Origin of the sequence: Sphingobacterium tabacisoli (genome assembly GCF_017908035.1) — a bacterium.
Lineage (GTDB): Bacteria > Bacteroidota > Bacteroidia > Sphingobacteriales > Sphingobacteriaceae > Sphingobacterium > Sphingobacterium tabacisoli.
On record NZ_JAEQMU010000001.1, the window covers coordinates 2293332 to 2307997 of the forward strand.

The window sequence follows — 14666 nt, forward strand, 5'->3', positions numbered from 1 at the left end:
TTTAAAACAATAAAAACTAACGATATATGTTGTTGAATCGTACAGAACGTTCTTTCCCTCGAGTAATCATTATTGGTGGAGGCTTTGGAGGTGTGGAAGTTGCGCGTAAGCTTAAGGACAAAGAGGTAGAAGTCGTATTGATCGATCGAAACAATTTTCATACTTTCCAGCCATTGATGTATCAAGTAGCTACGGGTACATTGGCTGAAGATGCAATCTCCTTCCCTATCCGGAAGATGTTCAAATCGCAGCAGAATTTCCGTTTCCGGATGGCAGAGGTTTTACGTATTGACAATGACAAAAAGGAAGTACATACCTCAGTAGGAACTTATGACTACGATTACTTAGTCATTGCAACAGGTGCAACATCCAATTTCTTTGGAAACACAGAAGTAGAGAAATATTCGCTTCCGATGAAAAGCATCAAAGAAGCATTGAATATCCGTAGCTATGTACTACAAAACCTAGAAGAGGCTGTTCTTCGTAAAAACATCTCTGACCGCGAACGCTTCCTCAACTTTGTTGTAGTAGGTGGTGGACCTACAGGTGTAGAGCTATCTGGAGCTATTGCTGAAATTCAACTCCACATGCTGAAAAAAGATTACCCTGAGCTTTCTGAACACGAAATGAAGGTATATCTAGTCGAAGGTACAGGCAAAATATTGGGAGCACTTTCCGAAAAATCATCGCGTGATGCAGAGCGTTACCTGAAAGAACTAGGTGTTAAAGTCATGGTCAACACACAAGTGACAGGATATGACGGTAACACAATTACATTCAACAACGGCGAAAGTATTCCTACAAAAACAGTTATCTGGGGAGCCGGAGTAAAAGGTCAGTTCCCAGAAGGAATCCACGCAGACTATATCGAAAGAGGTAACCGTATCCGTACGAATGGCCAATGTCAAATTGAAGGTTTTGACGGAATATATGCCATTGGAGACGTATCTGCAATGATTACTGAAGACACGCCAAGAGGTCTTCCAGGTGTAGCTCCAGCAGCGCAACAACAAGGTAAATATGTAGCGCAGCACATCATGAATATTATTTCTGAAAAGCCTAATGAGGAGAACTTCAAATACTTCGACAAAGGTTCCATGGCTACCGTAGGACGCAACAGAGCCGTAGTAGATATGGGCAAACTGCATATGAAAGGCTTTATAGCTTGGTTGACTTGGATGTTTGTTCACTTGGTATCTATTTTCGGATTCCGTAATAAGGTCGTCACGTTTGTGAACTGGTCTATCAAATTCCTAACAAAGAATTCCGGAATCCGATTGATCGTAAATCGTTACAACAGACCACTACCGGTCAGTAATGAAGAGAAAGAGGAAAAAGTAAAATAAGACAAGAAAATGGGCTACTTCAAAAAGGTAGCCCATTTTTTGTGAGATATAAGATAAGGAAGTTTTTTGCGATTCTTTGCCGGCGCAGGACAACAAAATTTAGCACACTTTTGACAAGACAAAATGTGTGAGCCTGTCGCGGCTTGAGCGACAAAAACAACCTGCCTTAACCTCAGTCCCTCCACAACTATAAACCAACAACTATTCCGAACACAAGTTAAGTTTGTTAACTTTGGACAACCTTCAAATTTTATAGAGACATGGACAATAAAACGATAGCACGCACCTTCAAGCTTTGTGGCCAACTGATGGAATTACACAATGAGAATCCCTTTCGTAGTAAAGCTATAGCTAGTGCTTCGTTCAAGATAGATAAGCTACCGTTCCAAGCGGCAGAAGCCAGCCTTGAAACACTTAGCGAACAACCTGGTATTGGAAAAAGCACCGCCGAAAAGATAACACAAATTGTTACTACCGGAACTTTCCCGGAACTCGACGAACTGCTCGCCAAAACTCCAGAGGGCGTCTTAGAAATGCTTAAAATTAAAGGACTAGGCCCTAAAAAGATACAGGTAATCTGGAACGATCTCGAGATAGAAACTGTGGGCGAATTATACTACGCCTGCAACGAAAACCGCCTTATAGAAGCAAAAGGCTTTGGTTTAAAAACACAGGAAGACATCAAGAAGGCAATCGAATTCTCGCTTGCAAACCAAGGCTGGTTCCTGTATGCCAAAATAGAAAGCTCGGCCGAAACTATTTTAACCAAATTACGCACAGCATTACCTAAGAACCAAGTAGAATTCACTGGGGATTTCCGCAGAAAATGCGAAGTATTAGCACAAGTAGCGCTAATTACGGATGCAGACCTGCCTAGCCTCCAAACGGCTGTAGCAGCATTGAATCACGAACTGGAAATTCAGGAAAATGACCGCAGCCTGTCTTTTAAAGATGAGAACGGCTATCCTTTTACCGTTTTCAGTTCCTCGGTAGGTACTTTTGCACTAGACTGGCTTATTCGCACTGGCGCAGAGGCTCATTTAGAACTTCTAAAAACGATAAGCCCGACAATACCTTCGGCAGCTACAGAAACCGATATATATCAAGCTATGGGACTCGATTACATCACCCCTGAGCTACGTGAGGGAATGGATGAGGTAAAACTCGCACAATCCCATAACCTACCCCAATTAATAAAATTTGAAGATTTAAAAGGAACCGTACACAACCACTCTACATACTCAGATGGTGTACATACCCTAAGCCAGATGGCTCTTTATTGCAAGGACACACTAGGGCTTTCCTACTTCGGAATCTGCGACCACTCAAAAACCGCTGTATACGCCAATGGTCTGACGGAAGAACGCCTACAGCAACAGTGGGCAGAAGTAGAAAAGCTAAACCAAGAACTAGCTCCATTTAAGATTTTTAAAGGGATAGAAAGTGATATTCTATCCGATGGCTCTTTAGACTATTCGGACGACATATTAGCGCAGTTTGATTTCGCAGTCGCTTCAGTACACAGTAACCTAAAGATGGATGAAGAAAAAGCTACTGCTCGATTAATAAAAGCTATTGAAAATCCGTATACAACCATCTTAGGTCATCCCACCGGTCGCCTACTGTTATCTAGGGCTGGATATCCTTTAGACTTCAAAAAGGTAATAGATGCCTGTGCTGCAAACGGTGTTGTAATCGAAATCAATGCCAACCCACTTCGTCTCGATCTGGACTGGCGTTGGCACCGCTACGCTTTGGAAAAAGGCGTACTATTGTCAATAAATCCAGATGCACACCGCACAGAAGGCCTCCTAGATATGCATTATGGTATACATGTAGCCCGTAAAGGAGGACTGACAAAAGAAAAATGCCTTAATGCTTTTACGCTCGACGAGATCTCTACTTATTTTAAAAATCGTAAGGCTAAAATCCAATAAAAACACAAGAGCCATCCCGAATTAACTTCGGGATGGCTCCTATGTCTTTATGCTGAATCAGTTAACTACGCCTCTATACTAGGAATAGTAACAAGCTCATTTGTCTCGGCTTCATAATTCACCTCAGGGAAGTTGAAACCGAAAAGGTTAAAAAACTCATCGCGGTATCCTTTGATATCCGAAATTTCTTCCAGATTTTCAGTAGTCGCTTCGTCCCAAAGTTTTGCAACTTCGGCCTGTACATCAGCACGCATTTCCCAGTCATCAACACGGATACGACCTTTTTCATCCAAAGCTAGTTTACCGTCTGTACTGTAAAGACGCTCAGCAAACAAACGTTGCATCTGCTCGATTGTACCTTCATGAATACCTTTAGCTTTCATCACTTTGTAAAGTAACGAAATATAAAGAGGAACTACCGGAATAGCCGAACTCGACTGTGTAACCAAAGCCTTATTGACCGACACATAAGAAATACCGTTAAGGTCTTTCAACAAATCGTTGATAACAGGCACTGTATTCTCTAAATCGTCTTTCGCCTTACCGATTGTACCATTTCTATAGATAGGGTATGTAAGCTCAGGGCCTATATAAGAATAAGCAACAGTTTTCACACCATCAGCTAATACACCTGCTGCTTTCAAGTCCTCCATCCAAAACTTCCAGTCTTCTCCGCCCATGACAGCGATAGTATTAGCCACATCTTCTTCATTTTCCACTGGTTGAATAGAGATATCAGAAACTACTCCCGCGTGAAAATCTACTGTTTTATTTGTAAATGGGTGTGCAATAGGTTTTAAAACAGAAGCATGAGCTACACCAGTCTTAGGGTGTGTACGTCTTGGAGAGGCTAATGAATAGACAACCAAATCCACTTGACCTAAATCTTTTTTAATCAGTTCAATTGTCTGCTTTTTGATATCATCTGAAAATGCATCACCATTGATGCTCTTAGCATACAGACCCGCAGCCTGAGCTTCCTTTTCAAATGCGGCAGTATTATACCATCCAGCAGTACCAGGTTTGCCCTCAGCAGCTGGCTTTTCGAAAAAGACACCGATAGTAGCAGCATCCGAACCAAAAGCAGCAGTAATGCGTGAAGCCAGACCAAAGCCTGTAGATGCTCCAATAACTAATACTTTTTTAGGACCGTTATCAATCTTGCCTTTTGATTTTACATATTCAATTTGGTTTTTCACATTTTGTGCTGTTCCTTCAGGGTGTGAAGTCAAACAGATAAAACCTCTTACACGTGGTTGAATAATCATATTTAATACTTAGATGTTAATGATGTTAACAAAGTACAAACTTATGCAAAATGCTTCGCATTCGCGCAATAGGTAATACAAAAAGTTAAAACATACAAGCAAAGCGGAATGTGCCCTAATTCATTACAAAAGCAAAGCAATGCCCAGAAATATCTAATCCAACTATTTTATTGACTACATTTGCAATCAAATTATTGATAAACAATATAAAAAACCAAGCTTTTTATGAAAAAGATCTACTTAAGTTTAGCCTTAGCATTAGGCTTTGGAGTTACGCAGGCACAGGAAACACATCCTGCCATCCAAAAAGGAAAAATAATGGTTGAAACCAACTTCACCCCTTTTGGCACAGGAAACAGCGGATTTAGCTACTCGAAAGCCGATGGGGCTAAAAGTTGGCAAGTTGGTGCCTCTGCAGGATACTTTGTCATGGATAAACTTGCTTTTAAGGCTGGTATCGGATACACAAAAACAGAATTGGAGATCAACTTTGGTGGTCTCGCCTCAGCCAATATCAGTACAGATGCACTCACCTACCAATTTGGCGCCAAATATTACATCATCAACTGTATCCCTGTACAGGTCGACTTCAATGGCGCAAAGCAAGGAGATATAAAAACGAACTCTATTGGTGGTCAGCTGGGCTACGCTTGGTTCATAAGGGATAATATGGCACTTGAGCCTGCGGTCAAATACAATTTGGGAGTAGATGACAACAGCCGCAATGTGTTCTCGGCAGGGTTAGGATTTTCAATTCACTTTTAAAACAACAGGCTTTCGTTTTCGAAAGCCTGTTGTTTTTTAGCTATTTTACATGCGCTCGTAGCATCCAAGCGGTCTTCTCATGTTTTGCGAGTATACCGACCAGAAAATCCTCTGTTCCGGCATCTCCGTGTTTATCCGCAGTCTCTATATATTCACGAAGGGTAATAATCAGACTTTCGTAATCTCCAAGTAGCTCTTTGATATAGCCTTGACTATCATTTTTGCCATACTTCATTTCTGTAAGCTGTGTAAGCTCCAGGAATTGCTTCATCGTACCGACAGCATAATGACCAATAGCACGTACACGTTCTGCAACCTCATCGATCAGTTCCGCCAATTCGTCGTATAATCCTTCGAAGAATACATGCTGTGCATGGAAATCTGCTCCCTCTATATTCCAATGTGCATTCCGCACCTTTATATAAAGTACATTTTCATCAGCTAATAATTTGTTTAACAACGCTGCAACAGCTGCTGTGTCCTTTTCTTTAATTCCAATATTTGCTTTCATTATGTATAATTTGATTTACCTATTTAACCTTTTTACGTTTTAATCTCTTAACTACTTGCCAATTCTAACTTGGCTAGACTAGCTACATCCAACCGTAGATTGACCGCTTCTACAAAAGCATCCATATGATGTCTTTTTGTAGCACTGGCTATCGGTGCGGCAACCGTTCTTTGTGCCAGTAGCCAAGCCAAAGCAACAGCCGAAGCTGATACCGAATACGCATTAGCCACTTCGTTCAGAACAGCTACAATACGCCGTCCACGATCATTCCAATATTTTTCCTTGATTCCTGCCCCTCTGGCTGACTGACCAAAATCAGCCTCCGAAGTATATTTTCCAGTCAGGAAACCACTTGCTAATGAATAATACGGAATTACGGCAATTTGTTTTTCGAAAGTTATCTTTTCGTACAAGTGTTCGAATTTCGCACGATCAAAAAGGTTATATTCAGGCTGTAGTGAGACATATGAAGGAAGCCCCTTCTCAGCTGAAGTATCCAAACTTTCCACGAGCCGCTCTGGCGATATATTAGAAGCGCCGATAAAACGAACTTTCCCTTCCTTTATCAAATCTTCATAGGCCCGCAATGTTTCTTCCACAGGTGTAGTTTCATCGTCATAGTGTGTCTGATAAAGATCGATATAATCCGTACGTAAACGCTTTAAGGAATTTTCAACTTCTTCTTTTATATAGTCCCCTTTTACATTCGGTTTACTATCATATCCGAATCTCCCCCCTACCTTGGTCATCAACACCACTCCATCCCGGCCTCCACGTTCCTGCAACCAGTTACCTATAATTGTTTCCGATTCTCCGCCTTTATTGCCAGGAACCCAATGCGAGTAGTTATTCGCCGTGTCAATCGCATTAAATCCTAAGTCCTTAAAAGCATCTAAAATGCCAAAAGAAGCATCCTGATCTAATGTCCAACCAAATACGTTTCCACCAAAAATTAAAGGAACTATTTCTAGGGAAGAGCTTCCCAACTGTCGTTTATCCATCATAAGTCTATCGTTTTTGAAGTATTACAAGTTACCCTTTTTTAACCGTATTCCATTCTTATGTATGTAATATTTAAGTCAGTTAGTAGCTTGTTATCGTGTTATCCAGTTATCTTGATAACTGGATAACTTGTTCACTGGTTAACTTGATAATCTGTTCATCTTAACTTATTTCTTCCTACTTTTGCATTCTATTAAGATTAGCACAGTAAAATGAACGAATCCATTCCTTTTTTCCATACCTTCAAGTACGACATCAGTAAATTGGAAAAACCCGATAAGTTCACTTTTCCTTTCTGTTATGATCCCCACCCACTCAGCCTGCAGGCGGCGCAAGAACTGCAACAGTATCTTAGCGAACAACAGGACTTCCAACATAACTTTGGGCTTTCCCAGACACAAGAAGGGAGTCCAATCGGCAAAATGTTCGGCGTACTGGTAGTTGAAAATAAGCAGGGCACATTGGGATATCTAGCGGCATGCTCCGGTAAACTAGCCGGCACAAATGTTCACAAATTCCTGGTTCCTCCCCTGTTCGACATGCTCGCTCCAGGAAGCTTTTTCTTACAACAAGAGGCAACCATCAATCAGCTAAATCGTGAGATTGAAGCACTGGAAGGTCAAAGCGACATTCCTTTATTACAGGAAAAACTGAGTACAACACAACTCGAGACAGCAGAGGCACTCAGCGATATGCGCCGCGCGCACAAGCAAAACAAAAATCAACGTAAAGAGACCCGAGAAGCACAGAAAACACGGTTATCACAAGAAGAATACCTAGCTTTAGAACAAGATCTGATCAAACAGAGCTATAGGGACCAACATGAGTACGATGTCTTAAGACAGAGCACCAAAGAACGTATAGCCTTAATAGAACAAGAGCTTCAAAGCCACCGTCTTCAGATTACAGAAAAAAAGGACCTACGAAAACAGCTTTCAGCAGGGCTTCAACAACAGCTTTTTGACCAATACGTATTTTTAGACGCACATGGACATACAAAATCTTTACTGCCCATTTTTGAAGAAGCCTTACAAATCCTCCCTCCCGCAGGGGCAGGAGAATGTGCCGCCCCAAAGCTATTGCAATATGCTTATCAAAATGAACTCAAGCCAATTTGTATGGCCGAGTTCTGGTGGGGTGCATCGCCATCGTCGGAAATCCGAAAACATAAGTATTTCTATCCCGCATGTAAAGGAAAATGCGAACCGATACTGACGCATATGCTACAAGGTCTCTCCGTAGACCCAAATCCACTATTAGAAAACCCGGCAAACGACAAAGACCTACCTATATTATTTGAAGACGAAGATATTATCGTTGTAAATAAACCCGAAGAGTTTCTTTCTGTTCCAGGGATACACGTTCAGGATTCTGTACAAACACGCATACTCGCCCGCAATCCGGAGATAATAGGTCCCTTGATCATCCATAGGCTCGATATGTCGACTTCGGGCATTTTGGTACTTGCCAAGAACAAAGAAGCCCACCAATTTATCCAAGATCAATTCATCAAACATACCGTAAAAAAAAGATACACGGCCTTATTAGATGGTATCATAAGCAGTCAGGAAGGCATTATAGATTTCCCACTACGTGTTGACCTCGAAGACCGGCCGCGCCAGATGCTCTGCTACGAGCATGGAAAAAATGCACGCACCCAATATAAAGTTGTCGCTATTGAAGGTGATAAAACACGGATCCATTATTTCCCACTAACCGGACGAACACATCAACTCCGTGTCCACTCCGCCCATCAACAGGGACTTAATGCTCCGATCTGGGGAGACGATCTCTATGGCAAACGCGCCAACCGCCTCCATCTACACGCAGGCTATATTCAGTTTATACATCCCAGCACTAAGCAAAATATTGTTTTTGAAGTGATCGATCCCTTTTAATAGAATTATTTTTTTTTAATGCATTTCCTTAACTTAGGTCAAATTAAGCCGTACAATGGAAACATTAAAATATGTATACCAACACCCCTTGTTTGAAACGAAGGACTTTGACCTCATCGGCGATGTACACGAGAAGATACAACGTTCGAAAGGCGACTTACTGTTACAAAAAGGACAAGTTGCAAATGAATACTACATTATAGAAAGTGGCCTCACACGCTCCTACCTGTATGACTACGACGGCAACGAAATTACCGTCGATTTCAAAGGAGACAAAGAAGTCGCCATCGAGGTAGCGTCACTTTTTCAGCGCGTACCTACGCAAGAATATATACAATGCCTTACTGACTGCACCCTATGGAAAGTCAAGTTTGATGACTTTCAAGAACTTTTCCACCAGATCCCTGCAATGCGGGAATGGGGACGTGCCTGGATGGCATTCGAACTGTACCTGAGCAAGAAAAGAGCCACTGAAATGATTACTGAACCGGCGACCAAACGCTACCTCCAGCTGATGCAGGAAAGACCTCAGATTATACAACAGGCCCCACTCAAATACATCGCCACCTATCTTGGTATCACCGATACCTCACTAAGTCGCATTCGTAAGGAAATAGCACATATCTAAAACATCAAAAGTAAAGCATCTATGGATAAGATTATACCCACCTTAATGATATTATTGATAACAGTCGCTTGCCAAAACCAATCCAAGAAACAACAAGAGCAAGAAGACCGAGTAGCTGTAGCGAAAAGTGAGAAAGAAAGTATGATAAAATCCAAGTTGGCATCGAAGAACTTGCTTCCAGACAACTTGAACATCTTATTTATAGCCTATAAAAACTCCGACAAACTAGAGCTCTATGTCAAATCACCTACAGACGACTACTATGCCCTGCTCCAGACCTATGCCATATGTAAACGTTCTGGGATACTAGGTCCCAAAAAAGCAGAGGGCGACAAACAAGTCCCCGAGGGATTCTACCATATAGACCGTTTCAACTCCCAAAGTCTATACTACCTCTCGTTAGGTCTCAATTACCCCAATGAACTTGATAAAAGTTTAGGTTATACCGGTTCAGATATATTCATCCATGGAAAATGTGAGACCGTAGGCTGTCTTCCGATGACGGATGACCTTATCAAAGAAATATACCTCTACGCCTTATGGGCACAAGAATCTGGTCAGCAGCAAATACCAGTCTACATTTTCCCATTTGAAATGACCGATGAAAACATCGGAAACTTCAAATCCGAAGTAGACGCTAAGACTTATGCTTTTTGGAAAAACCTACAAGAAGGCTACGCATTGTTTCGAAAAAACTCAAAGGCACTACACTATTCCGTACAGAGTGGAAGATATGTGTTTGATTAGATCGCTGTGTAATTTTAAATGAAGTTTTTTTGCGCCTCTATGCTGGCGCGGGGCATTAAACTTTTGCTTGATCAAAAGTTTAACAAAAATCAAGACTGTGTAGCCTATGTTCAACCCGGCGAGTAAAGCTATCTTGGCGGGGCCCTAGGTCTCCATTGCGCTTGCCCGCTCCATGGACTGGAACCCTTGTCTATTGCAAAATGTACAACAATGCTACGATAGCTTTACTGCCTTAGTTTCCATATGCTACAAGGTCGTTTTTTATTCGGTTTGTGTTAGATGTTCGCAATTACTTACATTTTGGAAAATGTCACCTTGGCGGGTTGCCAATTGTAGTAAGGGCGATCCGTTGTGGCAAGCCGGCACAGTGACGAGTTTTTGTATACTTTTTGCGGAAAAAAGTATGGGCCAGTCACGGCCTGAGTGGCAAAAGTAAACCTTCATTAAAAGCCGATACATTTTTTCATTATTCTCCTTAAATTTTAGCAGTTTTGCAGCACATAAAAAAATAAGATTGACGTGCTGAAAAAGAGTTATATAATCGTTCTTAAAAGAATTTCCTATGTATTTGCTGGACTAATAGCTGCTATCCTCATCGCAATGATTGCCATTCCCTACTTTTTCAAGGATCAAATCAATGCAACCATCAAGGAGATGACCAACAAAACGATCAACGGAACACTCGCTTATCGAGATGTTGACGTCAGTTTTTTCACACACTTCCCATCCTTGACTACTTCCGTACATGACGTAGAGCTTAAAGGATCAGCACCTTTTCAAGACAGCACATTAATAGCCGTCAAAGAAATCAGTATAGGAGTAGATTTACTATCCCTATTTAAGGACAAAATAGTTTTAGATAAACTGATCCTAACAAATGGGCGCATCAACGTATTGGTGGACTCACTGGGTGCAGCCAACTATAACATCTATACCAGTACCGACAGTACTACAACCTCAGACCCAGAGAAAAATGCTGACGGGCAGATCGCCTTCAAATTATTAAAACTTAAAAATGTAGACCTTCACTATTCGGATGCTTCACTACCGATGCTTATTGAAGCCAAGAACATCGATTACGAAGGAAAGGGAGATTTGACATCCTCTATTTTCGACCTAAAGACAAATGCCAAAATCGAAGCGTTTTCTTTTATGTTTGACAACGAGAGATACATTGAGCACAAAAGCATCGATGCCCAGCTGATTACACAAATCAATACCGGCGATCTCTCCTTCGTATTTGAAAAAAACGATATCCGTATCAATAAACTCCCTGTGCGGTTTAAAGGCTCTTTCGCGTTTCTTCCCAATGGTTATCATTTAGATTTCAAGCTCAAATCACAGGAAAGTACCCTCAATGAATTACTATCGCTAGTTCCTAAAGCCTACGCCGACTGGCTAAAAGACACCCATGTAAAAGGTACGTCAGAAGTATTTATGAATCTGATAGGAGATTATATTGCTGATGAACACAAAATGCCTGATCTAAGCTTAGGATTGATCATCAATGATGGCTATCTCGCTTACAAAGATGCCAAAACACCGATTTCCGGATGGAATGCAAAATTCAGGGTGGACCTGCCCCAAATGAATATGGACTCACTAGCTATCGACCTGCGTCAATTTGAGTTCAAGATCGCTAATGGCTTCTTCAAGACCGAAGGACATATTGCCGGTGTAGACCCGATGAACATCCGCTCGACAGTCAACAGTTCACTAGACCTAGGAAGCCTTTATCAAGCCGTACAATGGCCAGACTTCACCTTTGCCGGTCAGCTTGACCTTAACGGCGCGATAGACGGAACTTATGCCACAGATACCTTGACCTACGGTCTTCGTAATAAAAAAGAAGTATACATATCTTCTATTCCAACATTCAATATTAAAAACGTATTGAAGAATGGTTACTTCAAACTCAGTAGTCTACCAATGGCTATCGAGAAGATAGCCTACACGCTTGAGGCTTCGGGAACCGACAAACAACTTAAAAATGCGAAAATCGCAATAAAAGACATAGATATCGCTGCCCTCAACAACTTCATTAAAGGACATGCAGACATCAAGGATTTTCAAAAACTCCATCTCGATGCAAATGTACAGGCGGATATTGACCTTTCAGACATTAAGAAAATATACCCTATTCAGGATATAGAACTCGCAGGTAATGTCTTCGTTAATATTATCTCCAAAGGATTTATGGATTTGAAGAAAAACATAATTCCAGAAACCAGTGCGACCATCAGTATGAAAAACGGTTACTTTATGACCGCGGATTATCCCGTTCCTTTGGAAGAGATACAGGTAGAGACCTATATCAATAGTAAAAAAGGCTCCCTCCGTGATTTAAATGTAAAGATACTTCCGATTTCCTTCAAACTCGGTGGCGAACCATTCTTTCTGCATGCCGATTTTCAAAACTTCAACAACATCAAGTATGCTGTCAAATCTAAAGGAAAGCTGAACCTTGGTCCTATCTATAAAATCTTCGCGTTAGAGGGTACAAATATAGACGGCTATATCCGTACTGATCTAGATCTTGCCGGATTACAAAGTGACGCTTTACAGGGAAGGTATAACCGACTTAAGAATCAAGGTAACATCGATATTGGCAACATCAAAATAGACACTGAACTACTTCCTCAACCCGTACGTATCAAAAGTGGCAAGTTCTCTTTTAAACAGGAAAAGTTAAATTTTGACAAATTTGTCGCCCAATATGCAAACAACGAATTGAGCGTAAAAGGATATATCAACAACATCATTAACTACCTGACCCTAGACACAGATATATTAAAAGGCAATTTTGACATACATAGCCGTAAAATAAATCTGAACGATTTCATGGCATTCAGTGCTCCCTCGACCACATCAGCATCAAGTAGTAGCTCTGGCGTTATCTTATTACCTAAAAATCTTGATATAGAAGTTTTGGGAACTGCCGACCAAGTGACTTATGATCAACTTCTAATTCAAAAATTCAGAGGAAACTTAAAACTAAAGGATGGTAAGCTCGCACTCGAAAACACTGGCTTCCAGCTTGCAGGCCTCACGACCGATATGCAGATGAACTATCAGCCCATCACCCCTTATAAAGCCAAATTCGACTTTAAAGTGAAGGCAGATAGCTTCGATATACAACGTGCTTATCACGAAATACCCCTATTTCAACAGATGGTCACTAGTGCAAAAGATGCACACGGTATCATTTCTCTAGATTACCAACTTGCCGGATTATTAGATGCCAATATGGATCCAATCATGCCGTCTATACAGGGGCAGGGTGTATTAAGCCTGAACCAGATTCGATTCAAGAATTTCAAATTGCTCAATGGCATCAGTCAAGCGACTTCAAAAGAGGGATTCCTAGATGCAGACCTTAAAAAAGTTAATATCCATAGCTCCATCAAAAATAATGTCATGACCATTCCCCGCACCAAAATGAAGATGGCAGGTTTTAGACCACGCTTTGAGGGGCAGGTCACTTTAGATGGACGAATGAATATCGGGTTTAGATTAGGACTTCCTCCACTCGGCATACTGGGAATACCGATGCGAATCAATGGTACTTCCGACAACTTCAAGATCAAGCTGGGACGCTATAAAGAAGATGACCTAGATACAGAAATGGATGAGGAAGACAAAGCTGCTTACGATGCTTCGTTGCAGCAAGACAGCTTGTCCAATAAATTGTAATAAAGAGAATATCTATTTCTTTTTACTTTCGCGCTTAGGGAAGCCGGAATTGAATACCTTATCCCATATCGCTGAACTAACGCCAAATCCTTTTTCAGGATCCGAATAGTGGTGTAACATATGATGGTCTTTAATCTTCTTGAAAAGCCCTGACTTAAAGTTGGCATGATGCATCGCATAATGACACTCATCATAAATCAAATACCCAAATAAAAAACCAGCAAAGAAAGAAGCTAAAGTAAATTCAGGAAAGAAAAGATAAAAAATAAAATAAATAATCGTAGCCATCGGGATACTCGCAGAAAGTGGCATCACCAAACGCAACCGATCCTTCGGATAATCATGATGTACACCGTGGAAGATAAAATGTATACGTTGTCCAAATTTACTTTTCGGTTCGAAATGAAATACCCAACGGTGTAAGATGTATTCTGCGAACGTCCAAAAAGCTAATCCAAATAAAAAATACAAAACAATATTACCCACCGACATTTCACCTACTACGTAAGACTTGCGTATAAAATAAATAATAACCGGAATCCAAAAAATTAAGGGAACGGTAAAATGCACCTTGGTCAATGATTCCAAAAAATCATTCTTAAACATTCGCGTCGATTCCGTAGAATTTGAAACGTAATTTTTCTTTGCCATAAATCGATTGATTCAATCTCTGCTCTAACTATAATCTCCAAAAAAGGTTAACACAAAATTAATGTTCACAAATAACATTCAAAAGACCTATTCGTCATATTTATGTCCCAATACTGACTTTTATACCCATAAAGTTAAATAGAAATAAGATCCATCAAACCCCAATTACAAATTTCAGATACCTAAAATTACAAAGAATTTTGTAATTTTACCCTGGCAG

The 14666-nt window shown here is 40.9% G+C and carries 11 protein-coding genes; 7 read left to right on the forward strand and 4 right to left on the reverse strand.

The features are described from left to right. The first annotated feature begins 26 nt into the window (after window positions 1-26). Together JKG64_RS09685 and JKG64_RS09690 are read left to right on the forward strand one after the other, a co-directional pair. Window positions 27-1346, forward strand: coding sequence for an NAD(P)/FAD-dependent oxidoreductase (locus JKG64_RS09685; RefSeq protein WP_210354077.1), 1320 nt, complete (start codon window positions 27-29; stop codon window positions 1344-1346). Between the two features lie 260 nt (window positions 1347-1606). After that, window positions 1607-3283: a DNA polymerase/3'-5' exonuclease PolX gene (locus JKG64_RS09690; protein WP_210354078.1), complete on the forward strand. Its 1677-nt coding sequence runs from the start codon at window positions 1607-1609 to the stop codon at window positions 3281-3283. 65 nt (window positions 3284-3348) lie between these two features. On the opposite strand, the gene fabV is transcribed toward JKG64_RS09690, so the two are convergent. Beyond that, window positions 3349-4551: an enoyl-ACP reductase FabV gene (gene fabV / locus JKG64_RS09695; RefSeq protein ID WP_210354079.1), complete on the reverse strand. Its 1203-nt coding sequence runs from the start codon at window positions 4549-4551 to the stop codon at window positions 3349-3351. Between the two features lie 225 nt (window positions 4552-4776). Between fabV and JKG64_RS09700 the strand changes: the two genes are divergently transcribed. Continuing rightward, complete coding sequence (locus JKG64_RS09700) at window positions 4777-5316, forward strand: outer membrane beta-barrel protein (RefSeq protein ID WP_210354080.1); 540 nt, start codon at window positions 4777-4779, stop codon at window positions 5314-5316. A gap of 40 nt (window positions 5317-5356) precedes the next feature. Here JKG64_RS09700 and JKG64_RS09705 read toward each other — a convergent pair whose 3' ends face one another. Then, on the reverse strand, window positions 5357-5827 hold the full coding sequence (locus JKG64_RS09705) for a Dps family protein (protein ID WP_210354081.1): 471 nt from the start codon (window positions 5825-5827) through the stop codon (window positions 5357-5359). A gap of 47 nt (window positions 5828-5874) precedes the next feature. Continuing rightward, window positions 5875-6831, reverse strand: a complete 957-nt coding sequence (locus JKG64_RS09710) for an aldo/keto reductase (RefSeq protein ID WP_317195838.1) — start codon at window positions 6829-6831, stop codon at window positions 5875-5877. Between the two features lie 210 nt (window positions 6832-7041). Between JKG64_RS09710 and JKG64_RS09715 the strand changes: the two genes are divergently transcribed. From JKG64_RS09715 to JKG64_RS09730, 4 genes are all read left to right on the forward strand, one after another. Beyond that, on the forward strand, window positions 7042-8727 hold the full coding sequence (locus JKG64_RS09715; RefSeq protein ID WP_210354082.1) for an RluA family pseudouridine synthase: 1686 nt from the start codon (window positions 7042-7044) through the stop codon (window positions 8725-8727). Between the two features lie 55 nt (window positions 8728-8782). Then, window positions 8783-9355 carry a Crp/Fnr family transcriptional regulator gene (locus tag JKG64_RS09720; protein ID WP_210354083.1) on the forward strand — a complete coding sequence of 191 codons (573 nt, stop codon included), beginning with the start codon at window positions 8783-8785 and terminating at the stop codon, window positions 9353-9355. 21 nt (window positions 9356-9376) lie between these two features. Then, window positions 9377-10102, forward strand: coding sequence for a L,D-transpeptidase family protein (locus JKG64_RS09725; protein ID WP_210354084.1), 726 nt, complete (start codon window positions 9377-9379; stop codon window positions 10100-10102). Between the two features lie 519 nt (window positions 10103-10621). Continuing rightward, on the forward strand, window positions 10622-13795 hold the full coding sequence (locus tag JKG64_RS09730) for an AsmA family protein (protein ID WP_210354085.1): 3174 nt from the start codon (window positions 10622-10624) through the stop codon (window positions 13793-13795). Between the two features lie 12 nt (window positions 13796-13807). On the opposite strand, the gene JKG64_RS09735 is transcribed toward JKG64_RS09730, so the two are convergent. Next, window positions 13808-14446, reverse strand: a complete 639-nt coding sequence (locus JKG64_RS09735) for a sterol desaturase family protein (protein WP_246512519.1) — start codon at window positions 14444-14446, stop codon at window positions 13808-13810. Window positions 14447-14666: the final 220 nt, after the last annotated feature.

Coding starts and splice junctions, on each gene's coding strand:
- JKG64_RS09725 (WP_210354084.1), top strand. CDS start 9,377: ATGGATAAGATTATACCCACCTTAATGATATTATTGATAACAGTCGCT.
- JKG64_RS09715 (WP_210354082.1), top strand. CDS start 7,042: ATGAACGAATCCATTCCTTTTTTCCATACCTTCAAGTACGACATCAGT.
- fabV (WP_210354079.1), bottom strand. CDS start 4,551: ATGATTATTCAACCACGTGTAAGAGGTTTTATCTGTTTGACTTCACAC.
- JKG64_RS09690 (WP_210354078.1), top strand. CDS start 1,607: ATGGACAATAAAACGATAGCACGCACCTTCAAGCTTTGTGGCCAACTG.
- JKG64_RS09735 (WP_246512519.1), bottom strand. CDS start 14,446: ATGGCAAAGAAAAATTACGTTTCAAATTCTACGGAATCGACGCGAATG.
- JKG64_RS09700 (WP_210354080.1), top strand. CDS start 4,777: ATGAAAAAGATCTACTTAAGTTTAGCCTTAGCATTAGGCTTTGGAGTT.
- JKG64_RS09685 (WP_210354077.1), top strand. CDS start 27: ATGTTGTTGAATCGTACAGAACGTTCTTTCCCTCGAGTAATCATTATT.
- JKG64_RS09710 (WP_317195838.1), bottom strand. CDS start 6,831: ATGATGGATAAACGACAGTTGGGAAGCTCTTCCCTAGAAATAGTTCCT.
- JKG64_RS09720 (WP_210354083.1), top strand. CDS start 8,783: ATGGAAACATTAAAATATGTATACCAACACCCCTTGTTTGAAACGAAG.
- JKG64_RS09705 (WP_210354081.1), bottom strand. CDS start 5,827: ATGAAAGCAAATATTGGAATTAAAGAAAAGGACACAGCAGCTGTTGCA.